Source organism: Corynebacterium xerosis NBRC 16721 = ATCC 373, assembly GCF_001552415.1.
In the GTDB taxonomy this organism is placed as follows: Bacteria; Actinomycetota; Actinomycetes; order Mycobacteriales; family Mycobacteriaceae; genus Corynebacterium; species Corynebacterium xerosis.
On sequence record NZ_BCRD01000001.1, the window covers coordinates 532,338 to 557,772 of the forward strand.

The 25,435-nt window shown below is 69.7% G+C and carries 19 protein-coding genes; 12 read left to right on the forward strand and 7 right to left on the reverse strand.

The window, feature by feature from the left end; all coding sequences use genetic code 11:
• Positions 1 to 113 precede the first annotated feature (113 nt).
• Both CX1_RS02385 and CX1_RS02390 read left to right on the forward strand, forming a co-directional pair.
• Positions 114 to 1,001, forward strand: coding sequence for a DUF8548 family protein (locus CX1_RS02385; protein WP_046650481.1), 888 nt, complete (start codon positions 114 to 116; stop codon positions 999 to 1,001).
• 69 nt (positions 1,002 to 1,070) lie between these two features.
• The gene (locus tag CX1_RS02390; protein WP_082719012.1) at positions 1,071 to 2,549 is read left to right on the forward strand and encodes a DNA polymerase IV; all 1,479 of its coding nucleotides are present in this window, start codon (positions 1,071 to 1,073) and stop codon (positions 2,547 to 2,549) included.
• Between the two features lie 455 nt (positions 2,550 to 3,004).
• On the opposite strand, the gene CX1_RS02395 is transcribed toward CX1_RS02390, so the two are convergent.
• Complete coding sequence (locus CX1_RS02395) at positions 3,005 to 3,949, reverse strand: asparaginase (protein ID WP_060925258.1); 945 nt, start codon at positions 3,947 to 3,949, stop codon at positions 3,005 to 3,007.
• 130 nt (positions 3,950 to 4,079) lie between these two features.
• On the opposite strand from CX1_RS02395, the gene CX1_RS02400 reads away from it, so the two are divergent.
• Positions 4,080 to 4,769, forward strand: a complete 690-nt coding sequence (locus CX1_RS02400) for a WKL family lipoprotein (RefSeq protein ID WP_060925208.1) — start codon at positions 4,080 to 4,082, stop codon at positions 4,767 to 4,769.
• A gap of 138 nt (positions 4,770 to 4,907) precedes the next feature.
• On the opposite strand, the gene CX1_RS02405 is transcribed toward CX1_RS02400, so the two are convergent.
• The gene (locus CX1_RS02405; RefSeq protein ID WP_052753377.1) at positions 4,908 to 5,810 is read right to left on the reverse strand and encodes a hypothetical protein; all 903 of its coding nucleotides are present in this window, start codon (positions 5,808 to 5,810) and stop codon (positions 4,908 to 4,910) included.
• A gap of 64 nt (positions 5,811 to 5,874) precedes the next feature.
• Here CX1_RS02405 and lspA point away from each other — a divergent pair, with 64 nt between their 5' ends.
• The 4 genes from lspA to rarD are packed head-to-tail and all read left to right on the forward strand — an operon-like array spanning position 5,875 to position 9,095.
• Entirely contained in the window at positions 5,875 to 6,486 is a 612-nt protein-coding gene (lspA, locus tag CX1_RS02410; RefSeq protein ID WP_244465585.1) for a signal peptidase II, read from the forward strand.
• Positions 6,479 to 7,405 (forward strand): RluA family pseudouridine synthase, encoded by a 927-nt coding sequence (locus tag CX1_RS02415; RefSeq protein ID WP_046651556.1) that lies wholly within the window; start codon positions 6,479 to 6,481, stop codon positions 7,403 to 7,405. Before lspA ends, CX1_RS02415 begins: the two co-directional genes overlap by 8 nt.
• Positions 7,402 to 8,100 (forward strand): hypothetical protein, encoded by a 699-nt coding sequence (locus CX1_RS02420; protein WP_060925209.1) that lies wholly within the window; start codon positions 7,402 to 7,404, stop codon positions 8,098 to 8,100. Before CX1_RS02415 ends, CX1_RS02420 begins: the two co-directional genes overlap by 4 nt.
• On the forward strand, positions 8,097 to 9,095 hold the full coding sequence (rarD, locus tag CX1_RS02425; protein WP_046651525.1) for an EamA family transporter RarD: 999 nt from the start codon (positions 8,097 to 8,099) through the stop codon (positions 9,093 to 9,095). Before CX1_RS02420 ends, rarD begins: the two co-directional genes overlap by 4 nt.
• Here rarD and CX1_RS02430 read toward each other — a convergent pair.
• The 3 genes from CX1_RS02430 to CX1_RS12495 form a co-directional block, all read right to left on the reverse strand.
• Positions 9,061 to 10,395 carry a D-arabinono-1,4-lactone oxidase gene (locus CX1_RS02430; RefSeq protein WP_046651526.1) on the reverse strand — a complete coding sequence of 445 codons (1,335 nt, stop codon included), beginning with the start codon at positions 10,393 to 10,395 and terminating at the stop codon, positions 9,061 to 9,063. The genes rarD and CX1_RS02430 overlap by 35 nt on opposite strands.
• A complete protein-coding gene (locus CX1_RS02435; RefSeq protein ID WP_060925210.1) occupies positions 10,392 to 11,600 on the reverse strand; it encodes an alanine racemase in 1,209 nt (402 codons plus the stop codon). Before CX1_RS02435 ends, CX1_RS02430 begins: the two co-directional genes overlap by 4 nt.
• Positions 11,601 to 11,813: 213 nt before the next feature.
• Entirely contained in the window at positions 11,814 to 11,978 is a 165-nt protein-coding gene (locus CX1_RS12495; protein WP_162836792.1) for a hypothetical protein, read from the reverse strand.
• Between the two features lie 233 nt (positions 11,979 to 12,211).
• Here CX1_RS12495 and dnaE point away from each other — a divergent pair, with 233 nt between their 5' ends.
• A complete protein-coding gene (gene dnaE / locus CX1_RS02440) occupies positions 12,212 to 15,772 on the forward strand; it encodes a DNA polymerase III subunit alpha (RefSeq protein ID WP_046651527.1) in 3,561 nt (1,186 codons plus the stop codon).
• Between the two features lie 409 nt (positions 15,773 to 16,181).
• On the opposite strand, the gene CX1_RS12230 is transcribed toward dnaE, so the two are convergent.
• Complete coding sequence (locus CX1_RS12230) at positions 16,182 to 17,003, reverse strand: DUF6308 family protein (protein ID WP_146780781.1); 822 nt, start codon at positions 17,001 to 17,003, stop codon at positions 16,182 to 16,184.
• A gap of 221 nt (positions 17,004 to 17,224) precedes the next feature.
• On the reverse strand, positions 17,225 to 17,899 hold the full coding sequence (locus tag CX1_RS02450) for a hypothetical protein (RefSeq protein ID WP_146780779.1): 675 nt from the start codon (positions 17,897 to 17,899) through the stop codon (positions 17,225 to 17,227).
• Positions 17,900 to 18,039: 140 nt separating this feature from the next.
• Here CX1_RS02450 and ilvA point away from each other — a divergent pair, with 140 nt between their 5' ends.
• From ilvA to CX1_RS02470, 4 genes are all read left to right on the forward strand, one after another.
• On the forward strand, positions 18,040 to 19,335 hold the full coding sequence (gene ilvA / locus CX1_RS02455) for a threonine ammonia-lyase IlvA (RefSeq protein ID WP_046651530.1): 1,296 nt from the start codon (positions 18,040 to 18,042) through the stop codon (positions 19,333 to 19,335).
• A 256-nt stretch (positions 19,336 to 19,591) separates the two neighbouring features.
• The gene (locus CX1_RS02460) at positions 19,592 to 21,208 is read left to right on the forward strand and encodes an MFS transporter (RefSeq protein WP_052753370.1); all 1,617 of its coding nucleotides are present in this window, start codon (positions 19,592 to 19,594) and stop codon (positions 21,206 to 21,208) included.
• Positions 21,209 to 21,243: 35 nt separating this feature from the next.
• Positions 21,244 to 24,981, forward strand: coding sequence for a hypothetical protein (locus CX1_RS02465; protein ID WP_146780777.1), 3,738 nt, complete (start codon positions 21,244 to 21,246; stop codon positions 24,979 to 24,981).
• A gap of 80 nt (positions 24,982 to 25,061) precedes the next feature.
• Positions 25,062 to 25,433 (forward strand): SdpI family protein, encoded by a 372-nt coding sequence (locus CX1_RS02470; protein ID WP_052753373.1) that lies wholly within the window; start codon positions 25,062 to 25,064, stop codon positions 25,431 to 25,433.
• Positions 25,434 to 25,435: the final 2 nt, after the last annotated feature.

The window sequence follows — 25,435 nt, forward strand, 5'->3', positions numbered from 1 at the left end:
AATCGTTTGCCGGCCACCGCCTCCCGAGCTGCACTCGGGAGGCGGTGGCTTTAGCGTTCGTGGCGTCGGGCACCGGATGGTCCGGGCCCGGGGAACACAAGGGGGAAACGGGGATGAAGTCGACGTCGTGGTCCGATGGCGGTGAGACGGGGCCGGAGGAGCTCGAGTACCTGGGCACCGTCGATGCGGTGGCGCGGTTGACGGAGGAGGAGTTCGGGCCGGGCAAGACCTGGCCGTGGACGTGGGCGCGCCGGGCGGACATGGCCGAGTGCATCATCGACGCGGTGTTCTCGGTCCGGGCCCGCAGCGTCGACGTCGATCGGATCCTCGATCGGTGGCGGCACTGGCAGATGGAACAGGGCATCGCGTCGGTCACCCCGTGGGATCTGGCGGTGGCGCTGCGCAATCTGCCGGGCCTGACGGGGGCGGGCCCGGTGCGGGTGGTGGAAGGCGAACCCGCGGCGCGGCGCCCGGTGTTTCCGCGCAACCGCATCGCCGGCAGGCTCAAGACGACCATCGCCGAGGAGGCTGCCACGGTGCTCGACGATGCCGGGATCGTCGGCATGGAGGATTTCCGCGGCCGCCTGCTGGTGAGCCCCATGGCCCTGCGCAACGAATGGCTGCGGGTGCATGGTCTGGGGGAGACGTCGTTTTGCCACATGCGCCTGCTCGCCGGTTCCGACGTGCTGGATCCGGGCGTGCGGGTGCTGCGTTTCCTGGGCCTGGGCAGGGCGGTTCCGGTGCCGTGGGCGAAGGACGTCATCCTGGGCGTGGCCGACGCCATGGACGTGCCGCCGGTGGCGGTGGAGTACGCGCTGTCGTTGTTGGCGGCACGGGCCCATGTGCGGCCGAAGAAGCGCGGCGTCGGTGGCCGGGAGCCCGCGGCGACGTCGACCAATGCCGGTGGCAGGGAGACCGCGGCGACGTCGACCAATGCCGATGGCCGGGAGCCCGCCGCGAAGTCGGGTGACGCCGGTGGCGGGGAGACCGAAGCGGCCTGAGCCGGGCTGTTCGCAACCCGACGAGCCCGACGAACCCGGTGCACGGGGCGCCGCCTATGCTGGTCGATCATGCATCGCTGGGTCCTGCACATCGACATGGACGCGTTCTACGCGTCCGTCGAACAGCTGACCCGGCCGACGCTGCGGGGCCGCCCCGTCCTGGTCGGCGGGGTCAGCGGCCGCGGGGTGGTCGCGGGTTGCTCGTACGAGGCCCGCGCCCACGGCGCCCATTCCGCCATGCCGATGATGCAGGCCCGCCGGTTGATGCCGCCGGGGGCGGTGGTCGTCGGCCCCCGCAAGGGCATCTACGGCCCGGTTTCCCGCCGGGTGTTCTCGATCATCCGCGAGCGCGTCCCCGTCGTCGAGCAGCTCAGCGTCGACGAGGCGTTCATGGAGCCCGCCGAACTCGTCGGCGCCGATGCGGCGACGGTGGAGGAATGGGCGCAGAAGCTGCGGGCCGACATCCGCGACGAGACGGGGCTGCCGTCGTCGATCGGCGCGGGGCCGGGAAAGCAATTCGCCAAGATCGGCTCCGGGCTGGCGAAGCCGGATGGCGTGTACATCATCGAAAAGTCGCGGCAGCACGAACTGCTGGACCCGCTGCCCGTCGGAAAGCTGTGGGGAGTCGGGCCCGTGACGGAGGCCAAACTCAAGGCGCAGGGCGTGGCAACCATCGCGGATTTCGCCGCCATGGAGCCCCGCGACGTCGAGATCACGCTCGGCCGCACGGTCGGGCCGGCGCTGCAGCTGCTGGCCCGCGGCATCGATGATCGGCCGGTGAAGGAACGGGACATCGCGAAGTCGATTTCCGCCGAGTACACGTACCCGCGCGACCTGGAGTCGTCGGCGCAGATGCGGTCGGCCATCGAGCGCGCCGGGCGGAAGTCGCACGGCAGGCTGCTTTCCGACGGTCGCGGCGCCCGCACCATCACCGTCAAAGTGCGATTGGCCGATCTGAGCCTGCACACGCGCTCGGAAACGCTGCCCTACGCCACCCAGGACGTGGAGACGCTGCTGTCGGTGGCGCACCGCCTCGCGTTCGACCCCGCGTCGATCGGGCCGGTGCGGCTGGTCGGCGTGGGGCTGTCGGGGCTCGACGCCACGATGCAGGCGGTTCTCTTTCCTGAGCTCGACCGCGGGCAGGTCGTCGAAGACACGGTCCCGGGACTGGCCGACGTGCCCGCCGGGTTGGTCGAGCTCACGGGCGACGGGGCGTTGCCGACGTTCCGGGCGTCCGACTCGAAATGGGCGCCGACCTCCGACGTCCACCATCCCGAGCACGGGCACGGGTGGGTGCAGGGGTCGGGCCACGGCGTGGTGTCGGTGCGCTTCGAATCGCGGTCGTCCGGGCCGGGTCGGGGCGTGAGCCTCGCCGAGGATGATCCGGATCTGCGGGAATGCTCGCCACTGTGCAGCCTGGACTGGGAGGACTGGTTCACCGAGCATGACGACGCCGCCGAGTGGGCGGACCAGCCGCCGAAAGACGTGCCGGCGGAGCAGGCGGCGGCTGGCACGACGGCCGAGTCAGCCGAGTCAGCAGGGCGGTGAAGGACCCGGCGGCCGAGTCGGGCGAGTCAGCGGAGCGGTGAAGGACCCGACGGTCGAGTCGGGCGAGTCAGCGGGGCGGTGAAGGACCCGGCGGCATAACGGGCGGCCACGCCCAGGTTTCACCCAGCGTCGGCCCGCCGACCTTCCAAACCCCGAAAGGGCCCGCCGGTTTTCCAAACCCCGGAAGGAGAATCCCGAGATCACGTCTGATCTCGGGATTTGAACGCCGTGTATCCACTGCTTTCGGGGTATTGATCTCGGGATTTGGCTCAGGCTGGTACGCGTCCACGGGCAACGCGGTGTCGCGTCGCGGTACCCCAACACGACTGCTGTGGTGCCGTGTGATCAGGGAGGAGCTGGAAACGGGTCACAGAAGGAACGCGGGAAACGGGGAAGCCGAGGAGCGGTGAACGGGGGAGCGGCTAAAAGCCGGAATCGGGGGAGGTGCGGAACGCTTAGAACAGAGTCTGCGGGTGCGCGCCGGAGGCGATGGCCGCCGCGAGGATGATCCGCGCCTGCGGGGCGTGGACGCACCCGGCGCCGACGACGCCGCGGGCCGCCAGGGTCGCGCCGCCGCCGGCACCGCCGTAGGTGCCGTGGACGTCGCCGCGCGGCACGCGGGTGCACATGACCACCGGCACGTCGGCGTCGATGGCCCGGCCGATCGCCGCGGCCATGGCCGTGCCGACGTTGCCGGCGCCCATGCCCTCGATGACCAGGCCCTTCGCGCCGGCCTCCAGCGCCGCGTCGACGAAGGTGCCGTCGGAACCGGCATGCGCCGGGATGATGTCCACGCGGACGTCGGCGAGCTCCTGCACGGGCAGGGGAGTCGGGCGCACCGGATCCTCCGGCGCGTTGGTGGCGAAACCGAGCTCGTCGGTGGTGTGCCACTTCACGGCGCCGCGCACGGGCAGCACCGCATGCCCGAAGACGATGAGCACGCCGATGCCGCGCGCCGAGGCGTCCATGGCCACGACCATCGCCTCGAAAAGGTTGTTCGGGCCATCGGCCTCGGGGTGGTCGGACGGCTTCTGCGACCCGGTGAACACCACGGGGCGCTGGTCGTCGTGGAAAACGTCGACGGCCATGGCCGTCTCCTCCATAGAATCGGTGCCGTGGGTGACCACGATCCCGTCGACGCCCGGGTCAGCGAGGATCTCGTGGATGACGGCGTTGAGCTCGTCGACCTCGGCCAGCGTCATGGAGGCGGAGTCGACGTGGGCGATCTCGCGGACCTCGACCTCGACGGAGCCGGCGGGGAACCGGTCGGCGATCGGCCGGACGAGGGATTCCCCGTCGAGCGCGGGCAGCAGGTGCCCCTGGCGGTCGCTGGTGCAGGCGATCGTCCCGCCGGTGGTCAGGACGACGAGACGGGCGGGTGCGGCATCGGTGTCGGACATGCGCACCACTCTACGGAGGCGTGGTCGGGTGTAGAATCGTCGGGCATACCGAACAACAGCGAAACCCCCGCACAACGGGCCGGGACGCCGTGCGACACGCGCGCGGGGAGCCGGTCCGATGAGGAGTGACATGAAGTTCCACCGCAGCCTGACCGCGACGCTGATCGCGGGCGCCACCGCACTGACCCTCGCGGCGTGCGGCGACGACGGGGAGGGCACCGACGAGTCCACCTCGACGACCACCACCTCCGCCTCCGAGGTCGCCGCTTTCCCGACGGCCATGGAGCTCAACGACATCCTGGCCCGCGCCACCGACCCGAACCTGCCGGTCGAGGAGAAGGCCGCCACCGTCGAAAACGGTGAGGAGGCCACGGAGCTTTTCGACGTGATGACGCGGTCCAAGCAGGAGTCGGGAGCCGCGCTCGAGGTCGTCGAGCCCGTGCTGCCCGGTTACGCCCCGGACTCGGTCCTGGCGGGCGTGAACTTCATCCTGCCGGAGCAGCAGCCGCAGCTGATCGAGGGCGTCGAGTTCGTCAACGTCGACGGGCAGTGGAAGCTGTCGCAGACGTGGGCGTGCGAGCTGGTCAAGAACGTCGCGCCGGATCAGGTGCCGCCGATGTGCCTGCCGGAGGGCGTCGAGCCCCCGCCGCCGGCCCCGGAAGGTGACCCGGCCGCGCCGGATGCCCCGCCCGCCGAGCCGGCGCCCCCGGCCCCCGAGGCTCCTCCGGCCCCGCCGGCCGAGCCCGCCCCGCCGGCTCCGGAGGCTCCTCCGGCCCCGCCGGCTGACGCGCCCCCGGCCCCCGAGGCCCCGCCGGCCTAACGGTTCGGCTGCTGCACGGACCGTCGCAAAGCACGGGCACCGCAACGCACGGCCACCGCAACGCACGAAGGCCCCGCACCCATCGCATGGATGCGGGGCCTTCGCCGCGCCGGTGCTCCGTGTGAGCAGGCCGCGCGGCTACTTGCCGAACTGCACGGCCCGGTGGGTCTGCTGGACGATGCGGGTGCCGGACTCGTCGGCGGCATCGTCGCCATAGGACACCGAGGTGACGTAGTCGATGACGCCGGCCGTCGGCAGCGGGGAGCCGAGGTCGATGGTCAATTCGCCGGTGCGGGTCTCGGTGCCCGAATCGACGACCTTCAGCGACAGACCCTCGCCGGCGTCGAGCTCGGTGACCGTCGGGGTCTGCAGGACCTCGACGTCGAGTTCGACCTGGTCTCCGTCGCGGGAGTCGAGCGTGAAGGTCAGGGTCTGGCGCAGCGAGGAATCCCCGCCGACGTGGCTTTCGACCGTCCACTTCGCACCCGGCGCGATCGGCTCGGACGGGAAGACGATGGGCAGGCGCGCCCACTGCAGCAGCGCGGCCTCGGTGCCGGCGCGGGCGGTGTCGGAGGCTTCCTCCGGGGCGCCGAGCTGCAGCTCGAGCATGCGGCCGGTCCGATCGCCGGTCCACTTCGCCACGAAACCCTCGGCCGTGGCGATGTCGTCGTTGAGTTCGGCGTTGGAGCCGAAGGGCACGCCGATCTCGGCTTCGACGGCGCGATCCTCGCCGGAGCCCGACGTCGACGCCGACACCGGCATCTCCAGCCGGGTGTCCGGCGTGGTGGAGTCGGCGGAATCGTCGGCGCCCTCGCCTTCGGCGCGCTGGGTGAAGCCCTGCGTGACCACGATCGAAGTGTCCTGTTCCGCGCCATCGTCGGCCCATTCGACCACCTCGGCGGTGCCTTCGCCGGGGTCGACGAGGGTGACCGTCGGGACCTCGAGCGGCACCGGGGCGGTTTCCGGGGCGTCGTCGGATCCGCAGCCGGTCAGGAACAAGCCGGCGGCGAGCAACACGGGGGCAAGCGAACGCATCTTCACCCCGCCCAGGCTACCGTCGGCCCCTCGTTGGCCCCGAACGGGGGACATGGGAGATGATGGACGGGTGACCAACCCCCGCAACACAGGACCCGAGCCGACTTCCCCGCCCGACGCCACCGCCTCGCGGTGGTCGGCCCTGCGCCCGAAGCGGGGCCTGCTGGCGGCGACGGTCCTGGCGGTCGCTGCGATCGATCAGGTCTCCAAGATCGTCGCCGTCGACGCTTTGGAGGGCAAGGCCCCCGTCGACCTGCTCGGCGAATGGTTCCAGCTGACGCTGCTGCGCAACCCCGGTGCCGCGTTTTCCATGGGCACCGGCTCGACGTGGCTGTTCACGACCATCCAGATCGTGTTCATCGTCGCCGTGGCCGTCGGCTCGAAGTGGCTGCGCACCCCATGGCCCACGATTTCCGCCGGCCTCATCGCCGGCGGCGCGGCGGGCAACCTCATCGACCGGTTGTTCCGCGATCCGTCGTTCTACTTCGGCCACGTCGTCGATTTCCTGTCGGTGCGCGGTTTCGCGGTGTTCAACCTCGCCGATTCGGCGATCACCGTCGGCGTGATCATGCTCGCCGCATGGATCATGTTTTCCCCGGACGTCGACGAGATGACGGGTGACGCGAAGACGGAGACGGAAACGAAGCGCGAGGGCGCGGGGGAGGAGACGGCCGATGCGTGAATCGAGGCAGATGCCCGTGCCGCCGGGATTGGCGGGAATGCGCGTCGACGCGGGACTGGCGAAGCTGCTGGGCTTGTCGCGCACCGCCGCCGCGGAGCTGGCGGAAGCCGGCGACGTGCAGGTCGACGGTGTGGACGTGGGCAAGTCCGACCGCCTTCGCGAGGACGCGTGGCTGTCGGTGCTGCTGCCCGAGGTCCAGGCGCCGTTGATGCCCAAGGAAGAGCTCGTCGAGGGCATGGACGTGCTATACCACGACAATGACCTGGTGGCCGTGCACAAGCCGGTGGGCGTCGCGGCGCACCCGTCGGTGGGGTGGACCGGTCCGACCGTCATCGGCGGTCTGGCCGCCGCGGGCTTCCGCATTTCGACGTCCGGTCCGCCGGAGCGCCAGGGCATCGTGCAGCGCCTCGACGTGGGCACCTCCGGCGTGATGGTCGTGGCCTGCTCGGAGCGCGGCTACTCGGTGCTCAAGCGCGCGTTCAAGAATCGCGAGGTCTCCAAGACCTATCACGCGCTGGTGCAGGGCCACCCGGATCCTTCGTCCGGCACGATCGACGCCGCGATCGGGCGGCACCCGTCGGCCGGTTGGCGGTTCTGCGTGCGCCGCGACGGCAAGCCCGCCGTGACGCACTACAAGACCCTGGAGGCCTTCGCCCCCGCGACGCTGCTGGAGGTTGGCCTGGAGACCGGCCGCACCCACCAGATCCGCGTGCATTTTTCCGCGCTCAACCACCCATGTTGCGGTGATCCGATGTACGGCTCGGACGAGGCGCTGGCCGAGAAGCTGGGCCTGACCCGCCAGTGGCTCCACGCCGTATCGGTCGGGTTCCGCCATCCGGCGGACGGCCGCTGGATGGAGATCGAGTGCCCGTACCCCGATGACCTGCAGCACGCCCTCGACGTGTTGAGGGCCCAGTGAGCCGCCACCGCGCCCCGGAGCCGGAAAAGAAGTCCGCGCCCGACGGCGTCAGTCCCGTCATGGCGGCCATTGCGATCCTGTGCGTCATCGGTCTCGCCGTCACCCTGGTGCTGATGTCCGGGTCCGACCGGGTCAGCGGCCCCATGAACGTCAACGGCGATTTCGCGGGCCCCGAAAACGGGGAGTCGGTCGCCGACTACGCGGCCCGGGCATCCGAGAGCCTGCGCACCCCGCCGCCGCTTGCCGACGGTTCGGCCGCGGAGGAGGGGGCGGAGCATTGGGCGCTGGTGACCTTCGATCCGCCCGCCGATGCCGACGCCGCCGCGGCGGCCGTGGACGGGATCGAGGGCCTTCGCGTGGGCACCCTGTACGTCGGCCCGATGGCGTCGCGCCCGATCGCCGAGCCGACGGCCGGCCAGTCCCGCGCGGACGTCATCCGTGCCGAGCTGGATCTGATCGCCCGCGCTGCCGGCCCCGTCGTCGGCGGTGGCCAGCATGGGATCACCGGACTGCTGGTCCGGGCGCCGCTCGAGCAGTTGCGCGCCATCGAGGGACGCCCCGGAGTCGCCGCAGTCGAGGCGTTGGCCGCCGACGCGGTGTACGGCCGATTCGGCGTCCGGCCGCTCGCGCCGCCGGAGCCCGCCCCCGCCGATGCCTTCGCACCCGCCCCCGACCCCGCCGGCGCGCCCCGATGATCCAGGGTTTCCTCGCGTATCTGCTGTGGGGCATCTTCCCGCTGTACTTCCCGCTGCTGCAGCCGGCGGGCCCGGTGGAGATCCTGGCGCACCGTTTCGTGTGGACGCTGGTGGTCATGGCCATCGTCCTGCTGGTCATGCGCAAATGGCGCGAGCTGCGCGAGGCGTCCGCGCGCACGTGGGGGATCGTGTCGCTGGCGGCCATCTTCATCGCCGTGAACTGGGGCGTCTACGTTTACGCGGTCAATTCCGGCCACGTCGCCGAGGCCGCCCTGGGCTATTTCATCAACCCGTTGGTGTCGGTGCTGCTCGGCGTGATCTTCCTGAAGGAACGCCTCAGCCCCCTTCAGAAGTGGTCGGTGGCCATCGCCGCGATCGCGGTGGTCGTGCTGACCATCGGCGTCGGCAGGCCTCCCGTGCTGGCGCTGGTGCTGGCGTTCAGCTTCGGCTTCTACGGGCTGCTGAAGAAGCGGGTGCAGTTGTCGGCGACCGCGTCGCTGACCGCGGAGTCGATGATCATGACCCCGCTGGCCATCGCCTATCTGGTTTATTTGGGCCGGGAGGGCACGGGGACCTTCACCGCGCATGGTGCCGGGCATGCGCTGCTGCTGGTGTCGGCCGGCTTTGCGACGGCTCTTCCGCTGCTCCTCTTCGGCATCGGCGCGAAGAAGATCCCGTTGTCGACCATCGGTCTCATGCAGTACATCACCCCGACGATGCAGATGAGCATCGCCATCTTCATCGCCGGCGAGCACCTCGAGCCGGCCCGCTGGATCGGCTACGTCATCATCTGGGTTGCCGTCGCGGTGTTCATCGCGGACATCGTCATCCGCCACCGCCGCACCCGCCGCGCCCGGCGGGCGGAACGGGTTCGGTCCGCGGATTCGGCGGAGCGGGTGGGGCCCGCCGATCCGTTGGAGCGGACGGAGCCCGCCGAAGCGGAGGAGCGAAACGGGAGCGCTACTCCCCGAACAGCTGCCGAAGGTGATCGTTGAGGAAGACCCCGTCCGGGTCGACGCGGCGGCGCAGATCCGCGGCGTCGTCGAAAAGCGGGTAACGCTCCCGGAGCTGTTCGGCGCCGAGGGTGTGCAGCTTGCCCCAGTGCGGGCGGCCGCCCGCGGCGAGGAAGATCGGCTCCAGCAGACCGTAGTAATCGCGGTAGGACTCGCGGTGGTAGCGGTGCACGGCGATGTACGCGCTGTCGCGGCCGTAGGCGGTGGACAGGGCCACGTCGTCGCCCTTGGCGGCGCGGATCTCCAGGGGGAACGACACCCACGCGCGGTGGCGGTCGATGGTGCGGCGGACCTCGTCGAGGACCTCCGGCAGAGTCTCCAGCGGCACAGCGTACTCCATCTCGGAGAAGCGGACGCGGCGCGGGGAGACGAAGACCTTGTGGGCCTCGTCGACGTAGCGGCGGGTGGACACCGTCTTGGCGGCGAAGGCGTTGAGCTTCCGGGTCAGCTTCGGCACGGCCTTCGCGGCTTCGCACATCGCCAGCAGACCGGCGTTGTTGATGACCTCGTCGGCGATGAAGTCGCCCGCCCGGCCCAGCAGGCCCGGGTCGTGGGCGGATTCCATGTCCTCGATGCCCGGCAGCCGGGTGTTTTCCTTCACCAGCGCCACGTCGGTGCCCGGGAACCAGTAGAACTCCATGTGGTCGACCGCGGCGACGCGTTCCGGGAAGGTGCGGCGCACCTCGTCGAAGTCCTCGGGGTGCTCGTCGGCGGCCAGGCGGAAGGCGGGCACGCCATCCATGGTCAGCTCTGTGACCACGCCGAAGGCGCCCATGCCCAGTCGCGCGAGGCGGAACAGCTCGCCGGCCACACCCGGGGCGCCTTCGTGGGCGTGGACTTCCTCGCCATCGGCGCCGACGATGCGGAAACCGCGGACCATGCCGGCGAATCCGGTGAAGCCCAGGCCGGTGCCGTGGGTGCCCGTGGACACCGCGCCGGCCAGCGACTGCGGGTCGACGTCGCCCTGGTTGGCCAACGCCAGTCCGCGCGGGCGCAGAATGCCCGGCACGTCGCGCAGGCGGGTGCCCGCGCGCAGCGTCACGGTGCCGGCATCGGCGTCCGCGCCGACGAAACCGGCCATCTTGTCCAGCTGCACCCGGTGGCCGTCGGTGACGGCGACCGGGGTGAAGGAATGGCCGGCGCCGAGGGGACGCACGGTGCTTCCCGACGCCGCGGCGTCCCCGACGATGCGGCCGACTTCCTCGGAGTCCGCCGGCTGATGCACGGTGCCAGGCACGCACGTCTGGGTGCCGGACCAGTTGCTCCACCGCTTTTCGTTCACGAGTAGATCAGTCCCTTTCCTCGGTAGGTGTCCCACCGGTCGATGATGGCGCCGTCGGCGACGACGATGGCGGCGTTGGCGTGCTCGGCGGTTTCGCCGGCCTTGACGTGGCGGAACCAGACGGGATCGCCGATGTGCAGGGTGCGGGCGGCGTCGCCGGTCAGCGGCGTCTGCACTTCGCCGGGGCCCTCGTCGGGCGCGTAGGACAGGCCGGCGGGGAAGGACGGGCTGGGCAGCCGATCGGTGCCCGCCGGGCCGGAGGCGATGCGGCCACCGCCGGCCACGGTGACGGTGTCCTTCTTCGGGCGCCTGACGACGGGCAGGAGGAACCAGCTCGCCGGAGTCGGGGTGAAGGCGCGGTAGTTGTCGAACAGCGTCGGCCCCACGAATCCGGAGCCGGCCGCGGCTTCGGTCACCGCGGACTCGGCGCACGTCGACTCCAGGGAGCCGGTGCCGCCGCCGTTGACCAGTTCCAGCTTCCCGACGGCCGCCTCCACGGCCGCGACGACCTTGGCGCGGCGCTTGGCCAATTCCTTGCGCGAGAGCTTCTGCATGAGGCGGATGGCCGCCCCGCGGGGCCCGGAGCCGGCGTCGCCGACTCCGGCGATGTGGCCCTCGTACATCATCACGCCGATGACCCGCAGCCCCGGCGTGGAGTCGACCGCGCGTGCCAGATCCGCCGCCTGCCGCGGGGAATGGGTCGGGGAACGGAGCGTGCCGATGTGCACGCCCGGCACCGGCTTCCACGACGCATCGACGTCGAGGCACACCCGCAACGGGGCCTCCTCCGAGGCATGGCGCGCCAGCGCGGGAAGCTGCTCGGCGGAGTCGACCATGATCGCGATGGCCGCCCGGGCCCCGGCGTCGGCGGCGAGTTCCGCCACGGCGGCATCGTCGGCGGTGGGGTAGGCGACGAGGATGTCGTCGCTGACCCCCTCCGCGTAGAGCATGAGGGCCTCCGCCAGCGTGTACGCCAACACGCCCTGGAAGCCCGGCTTCGACAGGATGTACGAGATCAGGCCGGGGATGCGCAGGGATTTCGACGCGACGCGGATCGGAGTGCCGCCCGCACGGCGCAGCATGTCGGCGGCGTTGGCGTCGACCGCGTCGCGGTCGACGACGAGCGCCGGCAGGCGTTCCGCGGCGACGGCGGAGCGCACCGTCCGGGGGACAGGATCGAGCTCGGACTTGACCGGTGCATTCATGGCAGAAAGATTACGCCGCCAGGACGGACGGCGCGGACGTTTCAGCCGCCTTTGTCAACGGCAGTCCGATTTGCCGGCATAAGGCGCGTGAGGCCCTGCAGGGCCGGCGACGGGCCGTCGTCAAGCAAAATGCCGAGCGCCCCACGACATGTCCGGGGACATGCGGAGGGGCGCTGCGCGGAGCGGCCGGCGGCCGACCCGGATAAACGGGTCTTAGACGAGCCAGCTGTAGCGCGAGGCGTCGGTCTCCGAGGAGATGACGTCGCCGTCGGCCAGGTAACCGGCCGCGACCGGGCGGCGGTCCATCGAGGCGATGGCGTTGTTCAGGGCCTGGGCGGGGAAGAGGGTGAAGACGCCGTCGGGCAGGGGAGCGAACATCGCGTGTCCTTTCCTTGGAGGGTTCCCGCCGAAGACCTTCCGGCGGAATACGTTCCTGAGGTGAAACGTGAGGATGGGCTCAAGTATGGGCTTGGGGTCGGCGATTGTAAAGTTTTGGTAACGTGACCTTGCACACGTCTGCGAACATGGATATATGCAGGTAGGGCTTTAATTTTGTTCTAAATTCCGCGCCATTGGCCCCCGATCCGGGCCACCGCCTACAATCCGGATCCATGGCCAACTCCAGCTTCGTGCATCTCCACAACCACACCGAGTACTCGATGCTGGACGGCATGGCGAAGATCGATCTGCTCGCCGACGAAGTTTCCCGGCAGGGGATGCCCGCCGTGGGCGTCACCGACCACGGCAACATGTTCGGCTCCAACGCCTTTTACCGGCAGATGAAGGCCAAGGGCGTCAAACCGATCATCGGCATCGAGGCGTACATGGCGCCGGAGAGCCGCTTCAACAAGAACCGCATCACCTGGGGCGAGCCGCACCAGAAGGGCGACGACGTCTCCGGCCGCGGTTCCTACCTGCACCAGACGATGCTCGCGGAGAACGTGCAGGGCCTGCACAACCTCTTCTACCTGTCGTCGCTGGCGTCCTACGAGGGACAGCTGGGCAAGTACCCGCGCATGGACGCCGAGATCATCGCCGAACGCGCCGAGGGCATCATCGCCACCACCGGTTGCCCCTCCGGAGACGTGCAGACGCGCCTGCGCCTGGGCCAGTTCGACGAGGCTTTGGCGGCCGCCGGCATGTGGCAGGACATCTACGGCAAGGACAACTACTTCCTCGAGCTGATGGACCACGGGCTCGACATCGAAACGCGGGTGCGCACCGAGCTGCTGGAGATCGGCAAGAAGCTGGGGCTGCCGCCGGTGGTGACCAACGACTGCCACTACGTCACCCGTGACCAGGCCAAGGCGCACGAGGCGATGCTGTGCGTGCAGACCGGCAAGACCCTGCACGACCCGGACCGGTTCAAGTTCGACGGCGACGGCTACTTCATCAAGACCGCCGCCGAAATGCGCGAAACCTGGGACCACCTGGTGCCCGACGCCTGCGACAACACTCTGCTCATCGCCGAGCGGGTCGGCGACTACGACGAGATCTGGGAAGAGCACCCCCACGATCGCATGCCCAAGGCGGACGTGCCGGAGGGTGAGACGCCGACGACGTGGCTGCGCCACCAGGTCATGGAGGGGCTGCGGAAGCGCTTCGAGGGTGGGGAGGTGCCCGAGGAGTACATCCGCCGCGCCGAATACGAGATCGAGGTCATCGACGGCAAGGGCTACCCGTCCTACTTCCTCATCGTCGCCGACATCATCGCCCACGCCCGCGACATCGGCATCAAGGTCGGGCCGGGCCGTGGTTCGGCCGCGGGTTCCCTGGTCGCCTACGCCACGTGGATCACCAACATCGACCCCATCGAGCACGGCCTGTTGTTCGAGCGCTTCCTCAACCCCGAGCGCCCCTCCGCACCCGACATCGACATCGACTTCGACGACCGCCGCCGCGACGAAATGATCCGCTACGCCGCCGACAAGTGGGGCGAGGACAAGGTCGCGCAGGTGGTCACCTTCGGCACGGTCAAGACCAAGCAGGCGATCAAGGACTCCGCCCGCGTGCAGTTCGGCCAGCCCGGTTACCAGATCGCCGACCGCATCACGAAGGCGCTGCCGCCGCCGATCATGGCCAAGGACATCCCGCTCGGCGGCATCGTCGACCCGTCGCACGAGCGCTACGGCGAGGCCGCCGAAGTCCGCCAGCTCATCGAGACCGACGCCGACGTCGCCCGCATCTACGAAACCGCGCGCGGCCTGGAGGGCGTGGTGCGCCAGACCGGCGTGCACGCCTGCGCCGTCGTCATGGCGTCGGTGCCCCTGCTCGACCACATCCCCATGTGGAAGCGCGCCGCCGACGGGGCGATCATCACCGGCTGGGATTACCCGGCGTGCGAGGCCATCGGCCTGCTGAAGATGGACTTCCTGGGGCTGCGCAACCTCACCGTCATCGGCGACTGCCTGGAGAACATCCAGTCCAACCGCGACGAGCACATCGATTTGGACACCCTCGAGGTCGTCGACGGCCCGACCTACGAGCTGCTGGCGCGCGGCGACACCCTCGGCGTGTTCCAGCTCGACGGCGGCGGCATGCGCGAGCTGCTCAAGCGCATGCGCCCGACGGAATTCAACGACATCGTCGCCGCCCTGGCGCTGTACCGCCCCGGCCCGATGGGCGTCAACGCGCACTGGGAGTACGCCGACCGCAAGAACGGCGTCAAGCCCATCGTGCCCATCCACCCGGAGCTGGAGGAGCCGCTGCAGGAGATCCTCTCCGAGACCTATGGCCTGATCGTCTACCAGGAGCAGATCATGAGGATCTCGCAGAAGGTGGCGAACTACACCGCCGGCCAGGCCGACGGCTTCCGCAAGGCCATGGGCAAGAAGAAGCCGGAGGTGCTGGAGAAGGAGTTCATCAACTTCGAGGCCGGCATGAAGTCCAACGGCTACTCGGCCGCGGCGATCAAGACGCTGTGGGACACGATCCTGCCGTTCGCCGGTTACGCGTTCAACAAGTCGCATGCCGCCGGCTACGGCCTGGTGTCCTTCTGGACGGCCTACCTGAAGGCGAACTACACGGCCGAGTACATGGCGGCGCTGCTGACGTCGGTGGCGGACAACAAGGACAAGTCCGCCATCTACCTGTCGGACTGCCGCCACCTGGGCATCCACGTGCTGTCGCCGGACGTCAACGAGTCGGCGATGAACTTCCAGTCCGTCGGCGAGGACATCCGCTTCGGCCTCGGCGCCATCCGCAACGTCGGCCGCGACGTCGTCGATTCGATCGTCGCCACCCGCGAGGAGAAGGGCGCGTTCAAGGACTTCTCGGACTACCTGGACAAGATCGACACGCTGCCGTGCTCGAAGCGCGTGACGGAGTCGCTGATCAAGGGCGGCGCCTTCGACTCGATGGGCCACCCGCGCAAGGGCCTGGCGCTGATCCACGAGGACGCGGTCGACGCCGCGCTGCCGACGAAGAAGGCCGCCGACAAGGGCCAGTTCGATCTGTTCGCGGACTTCGGCGGCGGCGACGAAGCCGGCGATGACGCCGAGAACGTGTTCCAGGTGAAGATCCCCGAGGAAAACTGGGAGCGCAAGCACGAGCTCGCCCTCGAGCGCGAGATGCTGGGCCTGTACGTCTCGGGTCACCCGCTCGACGGTTTCGAGGAGTCGCTGGCGCAGCAGACCGACACGGCGATCACCACCATCGTCGGCGGCGAAGTGCCGCACAACACCGAGGTGGTCATCGGCGGCATCATCTCCAGCGTCGATCGCCGCGTGAATAAGGACGGTCTGCCGTGGGCGATCGTCGGACTCGAGGACCACAACGGTGCGTCGGTGGAGGTCCTCGCCTTCCCTCGCACGTACGCGATGGTGTCGACGCTGGTCGCCGAGGACGCGATCGTTCTCGTCCGCGCCCGGGTCCAGTACCGGGACGACCGCCTGTCCATCGTCTGCGATGACCTGAAGGTCCCGGACCTGGGGCTGAACGGGTCGGGCAGCCCGATCCGCCTGACCATGCGCACCGATCAGTGCACGCCGGAGAACATCGCCCGCCTCAAGGGCGTGCTGGTCAACAACAAGGGCGACTCGGACGTCTACTTGAACCTCGTGGAGGGCAACAACTCGACGCTGATGGTCCTCGGCGAGCACCTGCGCGTGACCAAGTCGTCGAGCCTGTTCGGCGATCTCAAGGCCACGATGGGCACGGGCATCCTGGGGTAGCGGCGGGGCAGCGCGCCGGCGGGCAGTGACGGAGGTCCGGCGGGCAGTGACAGGACGGCGGCGCCGTCAATGGCGTGCCGGGCCTCGCCTCCGCTTTCGCCCGACTCCAGTTGGAGCCAGTTACCTACGTTTCGGCCAGATACCCACGTTCAAACGTGTCTATCTGGCCGAAACGTAGGTTTCCGTCGTCGGTGTCCGTCGCTGTGGCCGGAATTCGTGCGCGTCGTCCCGTTCCCTGTGGCTGCTTTACGACGAGTTGGCCCGCACTCCGGGAGCGTGCCCCGCAGAAAGACGCCCAGTGGACAGAAAGACGTGGTCAACCAGCTCTTTCTGTCCACTGGACGTCTATCTGTCTTCTCGTCCAACTCGCTCCCAGGCATTGACGCGCCGCCGAGCGTGTCTCACCGTGTCAGGGCTTCCAATCCTCGGGCTTGTACCCTTTGCCGGTCATCCAGACGATGACATCGAACACGCGGAGAACGCTGATGTCCGAAAGATCTGAATCGTGCTGAATGGGTTCGAGAAGATCGCCGGCGCGTTGGCGGATCCGGTGCAGGTCCAGCAAGAGCCGACCATTGTTCTTCGTGAGTTCGTCCTGCATGGAGACCCAGTAATTGTCCCCGACGTACTTGGGTTGATCGCCTGGAGCGAGAGTTCTCTTGACGACGTCATCGATGACGGGAAACAGGTGGGGTCGCTTCCTTGCCAGAAGTTTGCTGCCTCTGGTTACGCCGATCCCCTTCTTTTCCCCTCCCGATGGCTCCACGGTGGAACGGGTGACGAGCCTCCACAGACGCTGCATCGTCAGGTAGTGCACACCCCTCTTTTCGACCCCGTTCACGGTCGTCCTGAGTTTCGCTTCCGCGAGAGTTAGCGTGGGCGGTAGTTTCTTCAATTCTTCTGAGATGTCGTCGGCGGTCTTGTTTTCCGGATCACCGGTAAGCTCCAGTGCAGCGTGTGCGGGGATGTCCTCGCTCAACATCGACACGGCGACGATGTCTTCGGCGGTGAATCGGTTGCATGTGCTCGAATCATCACTGCGTCCGAGGCGATCGAAGCGCGCGCCGCTGAAGAAGACGCGTCCGTCGGGTCGTCGCCGGAAATACTGCGCGAGTACTTGGGCGGCTGGGGTGAAGTCAGCCTCGTCTCGATCATCAGCGAGATTCGTGAGAACGTCGGGGAGGACCCAGTTGCCGGGGTCATTCCAGTTGCGTCTTTTGCGTAGCGTCATGGCCTCCATACTATCCGGGCCAAAATTAATGGCGCGGTAGTGGTTGCGGCGCAACTGCCTCTTCACAGGGGCAGCTATTGCTTGGCGACGGCCGGCCCGCACCCCGGGAGCGTGCCCCGCAGAAAGACGTCCAGTGGGCAGAAAGACGTGGTCAACCACCTCTTTCTGTCCATTGGACGTCTATCTAGCTGCCGGGTTCGTTCGTGCCGAAGATGGGGCGGCTACTCGTCCCAGCCGTATTCCTCGACGGTGACCCAGCCGGACTCGGTCTCCCCGTCGCCGACCTCGACGGTGAACGTCAACCGGTCGCGATCGGTGAGGTCGATCGTCGCGTCGCCGAGAAGGTATCGGCCACCGGAACGGACGCCCTGGATCTGCCAGGCGGTCTCCGGGGCATTGGCCTGGACGGCATGCACGCCCTCCTTTGCGTCGTCTGCGTCGCCGCCACCGACGCCGCCCCTGTCGTCCCCGTCGCCCTCGCCCTTACCCTCGCCTTCGCCGTCGTCCGCGACGGTGAACAGGAGCACCGATGCGGGGGAGGGGCCCTCGGTCGCGTCCCATCCCGCCGCGCCCTGGCATCCGAACACCGAGTCGTCGCTGCCGTCGTCTGCGTCCGCCCAACACAGCATCTGCGTTCCGCCGAGCTCGAACTGGATGGCGTCGGCGTCGATGGCCACGGGCTCGGGTGCGTCGTCCTCCGCGATCGGGCCCCCGTCGTCGCCCACGCTCGGCGACGGGCCGCCGCCGGCTTCGGACGACTCGACGCCCATGTTCGCTTCGTCGGGCGCCGCTGCGCCGGATGCGCCGTCATCGCCCGTCGAACACGCGCCGGCGGCCAGGGCGGGCACGAGGAACAGGGCGGCGGCGGTTCGTCGTAAAGCTCTGTGCTCGTTCATGGGCTCACGCTACCGGCGGCGGCGAACAATTTCATCGGGGAAGCCACTTTTCCGTCGCGGTCCCCGCCGCGCGACCCACGTCCCATCTCGTGAACCCTGCGTTCCACTTTCGGCGACCGGGGCGAGTATCGTCTACGTCCATGAACGCTTCTTCCGCGCCGTCCACCGACACCGCCCGCCGCCTCGTCCACGCGGCGGACATCCAGGCCGCCCAGGCCAGGATTTCGTCGGTGATCGCCGCGACGCCGCTGCAGTTCTGCCCGCGGCTGAGCGAGCTGACGGGGGCGCGGGTCTTCCTCAAGCGCGAGGACCTGCAGGACGTCCGGTCGTACAAGATCCGCGGCGCCTACAACGCGATGGTGCAGCTCACCGACGAGGAACGCGCCGCCGGCGTCGTCGCGGCATCCGCCGGCAACCACGCGCAGGGCGTCGCATACGCCTGCCGCACCCTCGGCGTGAAGGGCCGCATCTACGTGCCCAACCAGACGCCGAAGCAGAAGCGCGACCGCATCGCCTACCACGGGCGCGACGCAGTGGAGATCATCGTCACCGGCGACAGCTTCGACGAGGCCGCCTCCGCCGCCCGCGCCGACGCGCAGACCACCGGCGCGCGGATGATCGAGCCGTTCGACTCGTTCAACACCATCGTCGGCCAGGGCACGGTCGCCGCGGAGATCGTGGCGCAGCTGTCCGGCCAGGGCCTCACGCCCGACACGGTGTGCGTCCCAGTTGGCGGCGGTGGCCTGCTCGCGGGCGTGACCAGCTACTTCGCGGACATGTCGCCGCGCACCGCCGTGGTCGCGGTCGAGCCCGCCGGCGCCGCGTGCCTCACCGCCGCGATGGCCGCCGACGAGCCCGTCGAGCTGCCCTCCGTCGACCCCTTCGTCGACGGCGCCGCAGTGAAGAAGCTCGGCGACCTGCCGTACCAGATCATCGACCGCAACCGTTCGCGCATCCACACCGTCATCGCCCCGGAGGGCGCGGTGTGCGTGGCGCAGCTGGACCTGTACCAGAACGAGGGCATCATCTCCGAGCCCGCCGGCGCGCTGTCGGTGGCGTCGCTCGACCAGCTCAACGCCCGCCCGGGTGAGGTCATCGTCTGCATCATCTCCGGCGGCAACAACGACGTGCTGCGCTACGCCGAGATCATGGAGCGCTCCCTGGTCTACCGCGGCCTGAAGCACTACTTCCTGGTCAACTTCCCGCAGAAGCCGGGCCAGCTGCGCATGTTCCTCAACGACATCCTCGGCCCGGACGACGACATCGCCCTGTTCGAGTACCTCAAGCGCAACAACCGCGAGACCGGTGCCGCGCTGGTCGGCATCGAGCTGCGCAACGCCGGCGATCTCGACGCGCTGGTCGCCCGCATGGACGAGTCTCCGCTGGATTGCCGCCGCCTGATGCCGGGCACCCCGGAATACGACTTCCTGACGTAGCTTTCCGCGTGCCTTCGTCGCGCGCCTTCGCCGCATGGCGCCGCCGCGTAATCGCCTGTTACGCTGGCGCGGCACGCAGAAAAGACTGGCCCCGCGGTGACCGCACCACGGGGCCGGCCTGACGAAGACCCCTGCTATCCAAGGCGGGAGGACGGCGACCCCGTGATCCACGCGGGTGAACGTCGGGGAGGACCCCGGCTGCCGTGCCCCCGGCAGGTGATGGTCCGCCAGCGCCACGGATGGAAAGGGGTCTTTCATGCGCGAAAACGGCCGCGACAAGAACATGGGGGCGGGGCTTTGCGACGCCCACGTCACCTCGTATCCGCTGCGCTGGTGGGGAGTGGCGGTGCTGGCGCTGTCGGTGGTGATCCTGGCCATCGACATGACGGTGCTCAACTTCGCCCTGCCGGCGATTTCCCGGGATCTGGATCCGTCGGGCACGCAGCTGCTGTGGATCGTCGACATCTACGCCTTCGTCATCGCCACGCTGCTGATCACCATGGGCACGCTGGGCGACCGCATCGGCCGCCGCAAGCTGCTGATGTGGGGCATCGCGGGTTTCGGTGCGGCGTCCCTGTTGGCCGCGTACTCGGTGAGCCCGTTGATGCTGATCATCGCCCGTGCACTGCAGGGCGTGGCCGGGGCGACGCTGATGCCGTCGACGCTGTCGCTGATCAAGGCGATGTTCCCCGACAAGAACGAGCTGCCGCGCGCCATCGCCGTGTGGATCTCGTGCTATTCGCTCGGCGCCATCATCGGGCCGGTGCTCGGCGGGTGGCTGCTGGAGCATTTCCACTGGGGTTCGGTGTTCATCATCAACGTGCCCGTGGCCGTGGCGGTCATCGCCGGCGGCCTGCTGGTGCTGCCGGAGTCGAAGTCGTCGTCGCCGGGCAAGTTCGACGTCGCCGGCGCGGTGCTGTCGATGGCGGCGCTGTTCGGCGTCGTCGGCGCGCTCAAGGCCGCGACGGCCGGGCTGGCGTGGTGGATCCCGGCGCTGCTGGCCACCGCCGCGATCCTCGCCGCCGGTGCGCTGGTGTCGCACCTGAACAATTCGCCGCACCCGCTGGTCGACGTGCGGCTGCTGCGCGACCGCGCGTACGCGATGGCCGTGGTCATCAACGCCATGTCGTCGTTCCTGCTCGTCGGCGCGATGTTCTACCTGACGCAGTACCTGCAGGTCGTGCTGGGCATCAGCCCGGTGCACGCGGGCCTGCTGCTCATGCCGGGCATGGTGGCGTCGATGGCGGCGACCATGATCACCGGCGAGATGGTCGGCAAGTTCTCCGCCCGCCCGCTGCTGCTCATCGCCATCACGTTGGCCGGTGCGGGGCTTGCCATGCACGTCGTGGAGGCCTCGGGCATCTGGCCGGCGGTGTCGTCGGGCACCGGCGCACAGGTGTGGTTCGGCGCTTCGTTCATTTTGCTGGGCGTCGGCGCCGGCATGATCGACCCGGTCACCAACACCATCATCCTGGGCTCCGCCCCGCCGGAGCAGTCCGGTGCGGCGTCGGCGCTGTCGGAGACCGGCTACGAGCTCGGCGGCGCCTTCGGCGCGGCGATCCTCGGCGCGGTGCTCGTGGGGACGTATTCCCGCGAGCTGTCGGCGGTGGACCTTCCGCTGGATCCGTCGCAAAGCACCGAATTGTCCGACAACGTCAACTCCGCACACGTGCTGGCGGAATCGCTGCCGGATGACCTGGCCGCGGCGGTCATCGACGTCGCCGACAAGGCCTTCACCAGCGGCATGGGCTGGGCGTCCGCCGTGGCCGTGGGTTGCTGCATCGCAACGGCGATAGCCGTGCGGGCGGTGCTTCCCGACGTCCGCGCCGGCGGCGCCGACTCCCATGAAGTGGACTTGTCCGAACGTCGTTAGAATGAGTCCGATCAACGGGACCCATAGAGGAGAGTGTGAACCCAACCATGGCCGATGCGCCGCATGATCCGAATCCCCTCCGCGCCTGGCTCGCCGCCGCGGACGCCGACCTCCGGGGCCGGTTGACCGCGCTGGCGGCCGACTCCGACGCGGAGGCCCTGGTCGCCTGGTGCGGCATCCGGATGGACGAGGTGGAGCGGATCGACGGTTTCCTCGGCCCGCTGCTCAAAACCGTCGACGTCGACGGCGCCCGCGGCGTCGCCGACGCGTTCCCGGCGGTGCTGCTGGCCTCCCTGGTCGGCCGGGCGGCGCGCGTTGCGTCGACCACCGATCTGTGGGCCGACTGGACGGCGGGCCTGCAGTTGGATTCGGCTTCCGGCGACGTCGGGGCCTTCGTCGAGCACGTGGTCGAGCGGGTCCCGGAAATCCTGGGGGAGCTGGGCCTGCCCGACGTCGCGCTTCTCGACGGCGCGGCCGCGGAACCCGGCACGCGCGAGGATTCGTCGCGGCTGATGATGCTCCACGCCGGTGTGCAGCAGTCGGTCATGCCGTTGCTGATCGAGCGCATCGAGGACGCCGCCGGCATCGGCGGGGAGGCCGCGGGCGCGGCGGGGGCGTCGTCGAGCGACCTGGTGCAGAAGCTGCAGCCCGTCCGCGACGACGTCGATGCGATGGTGTCGGGCTTCGCCGCGGACGTCGGTTCCGATGTGCCGCGTGCGCTGCGCGTGCTGGCGCAGTCGGCGCCGGCCCGCGCGCGCCGTCTGGTGCAGGCGACGCTGGGTTACGTCATGGCCACCGCCGCCGACCCGGCCAACTGGGAGTCGCGGGAGGATCTCGGCGCCGACGACGTCGGGCTGCCGCCGATCCTGCTCGACGCGGCGCGCGAGGAATTGCGCGCCCGGCCCGCCGGCACGCCGTCGCGCCGCACGGCCGTGGGCGTCGTGGCCACCACCGGCCGCCCGCAGCTGTTCTTCGACGAGCAGGAAAACCGCGTCTGCGTGCAGCTGCCCACCCCGTCGGCCCCCGCGGGCCGGTCGTGGCTGGTGACCTTCGGCGGCACCGTCGTCGCCGAGCCCGCTTCGGCATTGGGGGAGGCCACGTCGCGTCCCGTCGTGCCGGTCACGGAGCCGGTCCGCGAGGTCCTCGTCGAGCTCGGCGACGGCCCGCACTGGCGCGTGCCGGCCATCGACACGGAAGACCCGTTGCTGATCTTCGGCGACGACGGGCAGTCCGTCACCGACAAGGTGTCGCTGCATTCGACGTCCGTGCACGTGGTCTACCCCGATGACGCGCGCCTGATCGACCCGGTCACCGGCGAGGACGTGCCGCTGCTGGCCGGCCCGGTGCCCGCGGAGTGGGAGCTGTGGCAGGTGGCGCAGGCCGACCTGCGCGACGTCCACGCCCTGCAGGTCGTGCGCCCCGGCGTGGTCGGGGAGGTGCGGTCGGCGTCGCCGATGCGCCGCCCGAAGCTGACCATGCCGCACGCCCGTCTCGACGCGGCGGCCACGGTCCACGGCACCCCGGTCCACGCCGGCGGTCCCGTGGCGGTGTTCCCGCCGACGCTGTCCGGCCGGGACGAATCCTGGCGGGTGCAGGTCGCCGAGTTCACCGGTTACGGCGAGTTCGCCGAGGACATGGTGATGGTCTACGACCTCGACGTCCCCGCCGCCGGTGGCGAGGTCGACGTGCTCACCGACGATGACTACCCGTGGCTCGGCGAGTTCGTCGTCCGCCTGACCAACCCGCGCGGCCGTAGCTTCCAGGCGCACGTCGCGGTGGCCGAGCAGGCGGACCTGGACATTTCCTGCCGCGGCGGCGGCGACGGCTTCCGCATCCCCGAGGAATCGGGCCTGAGCCCCGCCGAGGTCCGCGTGACGTCGGGCGAGAAGCCGCTGGAGGTGGCCCCCGCGATCCTGCGCCTGGGCCCCGCCGAGTCCAGCGGCACCGTGGAGCTGTCCACCGAGGAGGGCGCCTACCTGGAGCTGCGGGTGACGCCGGGTCGTCTGCGTTTCGAGATCCCGCTCGCTGACGAAGCCCCCGCCCGCCGTTCGCGCACCCTGCGCACCCGCCCGGGCCGCGTGGACGCGCACGGCGTGTTCAAGGTGTTCGCCCCCGGCGAGCTGCGCCACGCGCACCTGGCCGTGAAGTCGGGGGAGCGCGACATCTGCCGCGTGCCCCTGACCCGGCGCGGCGACGACGCCTTCGCGGACCTGGGCACCTACGCCGACCGCGTGGCCATGCTCTCCGACTTGACCACCAGCCTGGATTGGACGCGCGTCACCGGGCGTCGCCGCCTGTCGGTGCCGCTGGTCGAGGCCCCCGCGAAGGATCCGGTCCGCTCGGTCGTCCGCGACGGCGGCGAGTTGATCGTCACCGTCGATCCGGCGGTCGCCGAGTCGCCGCTGACCGCCTGGGTGTGGTCGCCGTCCGAGCCGTGGCGCACGCCCTTGGCGCTGCCCGTGGTCGATGGCCGCTGCACGCTTCCCGACGGCGCCGCGGGCACGCTCATCGTCCAGGTCGTCTTCGGCCGCGAGTCCGACCGCCGTCCGCTGTGGCCGGCGCCGGAAGCCGCGGTCGTGGCGGATGATTCCGCTGGTGACGGCGGCGACGGTGACGCCGTGGGCGTGGACGCCGGTGACGGCGGTCCCGCCCGACATGGCGGTGACGCTGGCGTGGCCCCCGACGTGGACGCCGCCCCCGGTTCTCTCGGCGTCCGCGAGCTGACGGGAATCTGGTCGCTGTTCGAGACCCTGCGCGCCGGTCGCGCGACGATCATGCCGCAGGTGTCGGCGACGCTGGCGCCGGACAACCTGCGCCGCCTGCTCACCGCGGATCCGCGCACCGGCCTGGCCGCGCTCAACGGCTCGGCGATCCGACTGGACGATCAGCCGGGCATGGTCGTGTCCTCCGGTCTGGCGCTCGGCGACTTCACCGAGAAGACCCCGACGCCGGGCCGCCGCCGCGTGCCGTGGCTCGGCGCGATGGCGGCGATGGCGGATCTGGCCGATCCGTCGTCGAGCATCGCGAAGCAGCAGGAACAGATCGACCACCTGCGCCGCGCCGGCGGCGAAGCACTGATCCGCGCGCTGGCGACGGGGCAGGACACGACGCTGGAGTCGGCGTGCATCGACAAGTCGTCGGTGCAGATCACCGCGCTGCCGGAGCCGCAGGCCAACGCCATTCTGGCGCAGGTCTTCGACGTTCACCGCATGGTGCCCGGGCCGCTGACCGACGACGACGCCCGGTTCACCGCCATCCACGAGGTCGTGGCCAACCGCGCCGAGATCGTCGACGCCGGCATCATGCCGGGGCTGGCGGCGGCGTCGCGGGCGCTGTTCCAGGCGGTGTCGCGGACGTCGCCGAAGCTGCGCAAGGCCGTCAACGTGCGGTTCCACAAGCTCGACGGCATCGACGCCGACGACCCGTCGCTGCACTGGACGCTGGTGCCGGGCACGTCGCTGCTCATCGCCGTGGCCGCCCGTGCCCTGGCGCGGCAGAAGGCCGCGAATCCCGACGTCGACGACACCGTGGTGCGCAGCCTGATCCCGCTGTGGGCGGAGCTGGCCGACATGGTGCCGACGCTGGTGATGGGCGACCTGCTCATCGCCGACGCCCTGGTCACCCATGCGATCAACGGCGACCTGACGGAGCCGCGCGAGCCGGAGCCGGAGCCTGAAGCGGCGTCTGAGGCGGCGCCGGAGCTCCTCGTGGACGAGGTCCCGATGTCCGCCGAGATCACCGAAGACGACCTGCCGGACTTCATTTCCGAGTAGGCGCCGGGGGCGAAGTACTGTGTGCCGGCGCGCATGGAACCGAGCACCGGCAAACAAGGGAACGAACGGAAGCGAGCACGATGAGCGAAGCCGACATTCTGGGACTGGTGATGTTCGCCGTCATGGCGGGCGCCGGGCTGATGCTGATCTGGATGGCGCGCGCCGCGGCGTCGGGGAAGCTCAAGCGGAACTCGATTGCGGGCATCCGGACGTCGAAGACGATGGCCAGCGAGGAAGCATGGCGTGCGGCGCACGTGCGGACCAAGACGCTCACGATGATCGCCGGCGCCGTGTCTCTCATCGGCGGCGTCATTGCGCTGCTGCCGATCGGGATCGGGCCCATGATGTTCGCCGTCATGGTCGCCACCGGCATCACGTTCGGCCTGGTCACCTACACGGCGATCATCGGCGGCCGCGCGGCGGATGAGGTCACCCCGGCGAACGAGGGCTGACC

Excerpts from the sequence above, each read along its gene's own strand:
- CX1_RS12495 (WP_162836792.1), bottom strand. The coding sequence starts at position 11,978 with ATGTTCGCTCCCCTGCCCGACGGCGTCTTCACCCTCTTCCCCGCCCAG.
- rarD (WP_046651525.1), top strand. The coding sequence starts at position 8,097 with ATGATCCAGGGTTTCCTCGCGTATCTGCTGTGGGGCATCTTCCCGCTG.
- CX1_RS02400 (WP_060925208.1), top strand. The coding sequence starts at position 4,080 with ATGAAGTTCCACCGCAGCCTGACCGCGACGCTGATCGCGGGCGCCACC.
- CX1_RS02460 (WP_052753370.1), top strand. The coding sequence starts at position 19,592 with ATGCGCGAAAACGGCCGCGACAAGAACATGGGGGCGGGGCTTTGCGAC.
- CX1_RS02390 (WP_082719012.1), top strand. The coding sequence starts at position 1,071 with ATGCATCGCTGGGTCCTGCACATCGACATGGACGCGTTCTACGCGTCC.
- CX1_RS02450 (WP_146780779.1), bottom strand. The coding sequence starts at position 17,899 with ATGAACGAGCACAGAGCTTTACGACGAACCGCCGCCGCCCTGTTCCTC.
- ilvA (WP_046651530.1), top strand. The coding sequence starts at position 18,040 with ATGAACGCTTCTTCCGCGCCGTCCACCGACACCGCCCGCCGCCTCGTC.
- CX1_RS02415 (WP_046651556.1), top strand. The coding sequence starts at position 6,479 with ATGCGTGAATCGAGGCAGATGCCCGTGCCGCCGGGATTGGCGGGAATG.
- CX1_RS02385 (WP_046650481.1), top strand. The coding sequence starts at position 114 with ATGAAGTCGACGTCGTGGTCCGATGGCGGTGAGACGGGGCCGGAGGAG.
- CX1_RS02470 (WP_052753373.1), top strand. The coding sequence starts at position 25,062 with ATGAGCGAAGCCGACATTCTGGGACTGGTGATGTTCGCCGTCATGGCG.
- dnaE (WP_046651527.1), top strand. The coding sequence starts at position 12,212 with ATGGCCAACTCCAGCTTCGTGCATCTCCACAACCACACCGAGTACTCG.
- CX1_RS02435 (WP_060925210.1), bottom strand. The coding sequence starts at position 11,600 with ATGAATGCACCGGTCAAGTCCGAGCTCGATCCTGTCCCCCGGACGGTG.
- CX1_RS12230 (WP_146780781.1), bottom strand. The coding sequence starts at position 17,003 with ATGACGCTACGCAAAAGACGCAACTGGAATGACCCCGGCAACTGGGTC.
- CX1_RS02395 (WP_060925258.1), bottom strand. The coding sequence starts at position 3,949 with ATGTCCGACACCGATGCCGCACCCGCCCGTCTCGTCGTCCTGACCACC.